The organism is Ancylomarina sp. (assembly GCF_041555295.1).
Classification (GTDB): Bacteria; Bacteroidota; Bacteroidia; order Bacteroidales; family Marinifilaceae; genus Ancylomarina.
Window position 1 is genome coordinate 1 of sequence record NZ_JBFFKR010000350.1, and the last position, 3,006, is coordinate 3,006.

The following is a 3,006-nucleotide window of genomic DNA, read 5'->3' on the forward strand; positions in this document are numbered from 1 at the left end:
GGTTTGCAATATTTTCGCAAAAGTCGAGAACTCATCATGGCATTGCTATGCATCCCTTCTTCATCGACAAAACGCTCCGTTTGAATTTGACGTGCCGCCTCAACCCTTGCCCTAATATCTGCCGATTTTTCGGACAGGCGTTCATCCGAAATTTTATCGAAAGAAACGGGTGTGACCTCAATATGAATATCGATACGATCGAGAAGTGGTCCGGAAATGCGACTCAAATATTTTTGAACCATACCTGGGGGACAAAGGCAATCTTTATCGGGGTGATTATAAAACCCACAAGGGCAGGGATTCATTGATGATATCAGCATCGTACTTGCCGGGTAATCAACCGTGAATTTGGCTCGTGATATTGTAATGGTTCTATCTTCCAAAGGTTGTCGCATAACTTCGAGTACCGTACGCTTAAATTCGGGTAATTCGTCGAGAAAAAGCACCCCATTGTGCGACAAACTGATTTCACCAGGCTTGGGAATTGTTCCGCCCCCAACGAGTGCGACGTCAGAAATCGTATGATGTGGGCTACGAAAAGGACGTTTGGTCATTAGGCCACTCCCCTTTTCAAGCGTGCCAGCCACCGAATGAATCTTAGTTGTTTCGAGAGCTTCCTGCAAACTCAAGGGAGGTAAAATACCTGGAATGCGCTTTGCCAGCATTGTTTTTCCGGAACCGGGAGGGCCAATCATAATAATATTGTGTCCCCCGGCAGCAGCAATCTCAAGTGCTCTTTTCACATTTTCTTGCCCTTTTACATCGGCAAAATCATGTTCAAAATGATTCAGGTGAGAATAAAACTCTGCCCTTGTATCTACTTCTGTAATGACCAACTCAGTATCTCCATTAAAGAAATCAATCAGCTCCTTAATATTCTCTATGCCATAAACATTCAGGTTATTAACAACTGCCGCTTCTTTAGCATTTTCCTTTGGTAAGATTAAGCCTTCAAAACCTTCTTCTCTGGCCTTTATTGCCATAGGCAAAACGCCTTTTATAGGAACTAAACTTCCATCAAGCGAAAGCTCACCCATAATCACATATTTTTGCAAATCGGGACACTTAATTTGTTCTGTAGCTGTTAGTATTCCTATAGCTAAGGGTAAATCATAGGCCGATCCCTCCTTCCGAATATCAGCAGGGGCCATATTAATAATGATCTTTTTACCTGGAATTTTATAGCCAACTTCTCGTAATGCAGAATCAATACGCTGCTGACTTTCCTTCACCGCATTGTCGGCTAAACCAACTAATGAAAAACGAACTCCGTTAAAAACATTGACTTCAATCGTGATGGTCGTTGCATGAATACCATACACCGCACTTCCATAGGTTTTGATGAGCATTTGACCTGATTTTTAAACTATATGATAATGTAATGAGACTTTAAATTAATAATTTATGTTGAATTAAATGAAAATATTTTTAAGATTCTGACTTTTAAAATCAAAAGTCGATTTTAAAATTACTTTCATTAATAGTTTTCAACAATCATGTTAATAAGTTGATTACCGAAATATTTAGAAGAGAGAAACATTCTTCCGTTGGAAAGTTTAACTTTAAACTAATTTTGAAAATAAATTTGAACGACTATGCGCCAATATCTCGAATTGCTAAAAAAAGTAACTCTAGAAGGGAACCAAAAAGGTGACCGAACAGGAACCGGAACGATTAGTCTTTTCGGTCATCAAATGCGATTCGACCTATCAGAAGGTTTTCCGGTACTTACAACCAAAAAACTACACTTAAAATCCATCATTCATGAGCTTTTGTGGTTTTTGAATGGTGACACCAATGTCAAATATCTACAGGATAATGGGGTGAAGATTTGGAATGATTGGGCTGATGAGAATGGCGATCTTGGTCATGTGTATGGCTACCAATGGCGTTCATGGCCTAAAGCTAATGGCGAACATGTCGATCAAATTTCTCAATTGGTAAATGATATTAAGAATAATCCTAACTCGCGCCGATTAATCGTCAGTGCCTGGAATGTTGCCGATATAGAAAATATGGCTTTACCTCCTTGTCATGCTTTATTTCAATTTTACGTGGCTGATGGCAAATTGTCTTGTCAGTTATATCAACGTAGTGCCGATATCTTTTTGGGTGTTCCTTTTAATATTGCCTCTTATGCCCTACTTACCATGATGATGGCCCAGGTTTGTGGTTTAGAAGCGGGTGACTTTATTCATACATTAGGTGATGCTCATATTTACAACAATCATCTGGAGCAAGTTGATTTACAATTGACTCGGAAGCCTAAAAAACTGCCTCAAATGAGAATCAATCCTGATGTTAAAAGTATATTTGATTTTAAATATGAAGACTTTAGCCTCGAGAATTATGAAGCCGATCCTCACATTAAAGGAGCTATTTCGGTTTAATCACATTATAATTATTAAATTGCTGAAGCGTTAAACAGAATAAGAGATTGGGATTTTAAGAATTTGAGTTTAAAATCACAAATTCCCCCAATAATCTTGCACTCATTAACTACATACACATTCACTAACCCATACCTATCATGCCTATATCAATCATCGTAGCAACTTCTCAAAACAATGTTATTGGGAAAGATAATCAACTCATTTGGCGTTTATCTGCCGATCTAAAAAGATTCAAGGCTTTAACAACAGGACACCATATTATTATGGGCCGTAAAACCTTCGAATCGATAGGCAAGCCGCTTCCAGACCGTACCTCAATCATTATTACCCGTCAGGTGGATTACAAAGCAGAAGGCTGCATTGTGGTGAATTCATTGGATGAAGCCCTTGCGAAAGTACCTGCCGATCAGGAAGCTTTTATCATTGGTGGTGGTACAATTTATAAAGAAGCTATTGACAAGGCTGATAAATTGTATCTAACATTGGTTCATGGCAAATTTGAAGGCGACACATACTTCCCTAAAGTTGACTCAAAAATATGGACTAGTTTGAAACGTGAAGATCATATGCCTGATGCTAAAAATGAGCACGCATATTCTTTCATCGATTACGA

General features: G+C 38.7%; 3 protein-coding genes. 2 read left to right on the forward strand and 1 reads right to left on the reverse strand.

Going from position 1 to position 3,006, the window contains the following annotated elements; translation table 11 throughout:
• Nucleotides 1-1,349 (reverse strand): YifB family Mg chelatase-like AAA ATPase (locus tag ABY905_RS15745; protein WP_372645587.1); only part of this gene is annotated, 1,349 nt, incomplete at its 3' end.
• Between the two features lie 246 nt (nucleotides 1,350-1,595).
• On the opposite strand from ABY905_RS15745, the gene ABY905_RS15750 reads away from it, so the two are divergent.
• Both ABY905_RS15750 and ABY905_RS15755 read left to right on the forward strand, forming a co-directional pair.
• Nucleotides 1,596-2,390, forward strand: a complete 795-nt coding sequence (locus ABY905_RS15750) for a thymidylate synthase (protein ID WP_372645589.1) — start codon at nucleotides 1,596-1,598, stop codon at nucleotides 2,388-2,390.
• Between the two features lie 140 nt (nucleotides 2,391-2,530).
• Nucleotides 2,531-3,006 (forward strand): dihydrofolate reductase (locus ABY905_RS15755; RefSeq protein ID WP_372645591.1); only part of this gene is annotated, 476 nt, incomplete at its 3' end.

Excerpts from the sequence above, each read along its gene's own strand:
- ABY905_RS15750 (WP_372645589.1), top strand. The coding sequence starts at position 1,596 with ATGCGCCAATATCTCGAATTGCTAAAAAAAGTAACTCTAGAAGGGAAC.